Source organism: Streptomyces sp. SD31 (assembly GCF_052068475.1).
Taxonomy (GTDB): domain Bacteria; phylum Actinomycetota; class Actinomycetes; order Streptomycetales; family Streptomycetaceae; genus Streptomyces.
On sequence record NZ_JBQHCX010000053.1, the window covers coordinates 1 to 924 of the forward strand.

At 65.0% G+C, this 924-nt stretch carries 1 protein-coding gene; it reads left to right on the plus strand.

The genetic code is table 11. From position 1 onward, the window contains the following. The first annotated feature begins 47 nt into the window (after positions 1 to 47). A protein-coding gene (locus tag ACTMVF_RS42370; RefSeq protein WP_441276426.1) for an IS5 family transposase occupies positions 48 to 910 on the plus strand; the annotation gives its coding sequence in 2 pieces (ribosomal slippage) (positions 48 to 402 and positions 402 to 910; 864 coding nt in all). The last annotated feature ends 14 nt before the right edge of the window (positions 911 to 924 follow it).

Consider the following 924-nt stretch of genomic DNA (forward strand, 5'->3'; position numbering starts at 1 on the left):
CGCTAGGGTCCGTCTTCAAAGATCGCAGTGTGGTGGATCATGGTGGAGTGATACGCCGTCATGAACTCACCGATCAGGAGTGGGAGTTACTCGCCCCGCTGATACCGAGGGCTGCGACTGGTCGGCCTCGTGTAGAGGACCGGCAGGTCATCAACGGGATGGTCTACAAGATCCGGACCGGGATCTCCTGGCGTGACCTGCCGGATCGCTACGGTCCGTGGAAGACGGTCTACACCCGCTTCCGTCGATACGCCCTGGACGGTGTGTTCACCCGGGCTCTTCAGCAGATCCAAGCCCACGCCGACGCGGCTGGTGACATCGACTGGCTGGTCCAGATCGACTCCACCATCGTCCGCGCCCACCGGCACGCCGCCGGCGCGGGGCGAAAAGGGGGCAGCAGTGGCGGGACGAACCGGACGATCACGCCCTCGGTCGATCCCGTGGAGGACTGACCACCAAGATTCACATTGCCTGCGACGGCAAGGGCCGCCCGCTTGCGATCCTGCTGACGCCAGGCCAACGCCACGACAGCGTCTGCGCAGGCCCTCTTCTGGAACGGATCCGCGTCCCTCGCATCGGCCTGGGACGACCACGCTGCAGGCCTGATCAAGTCATCGCGGACAAGGCTTACAGCTCACGTGGCTTCCGCGCCTACCTGCGCACACGCGGCATCGCCCACACCATCCCTGAGAAGACCGACCAGCGGCGACACCGGCTGGGCCGTGGCCGCCGTGGCGGCAGACCACCAGGATTCGATCGGGAGGCCTACCGCCGACGCAACATCATCGAGCGCTGCTTCAACCGGCTCAAAGGCTTCCGCGGCATCGCCACCAGATACGACAAGACCGCCACCTCTTACGAGGCGGCGGTCACGCTCGCATCGTTCCTGCTCTGGGCAAGATCCGTTTGAAGACGGACCCTAGT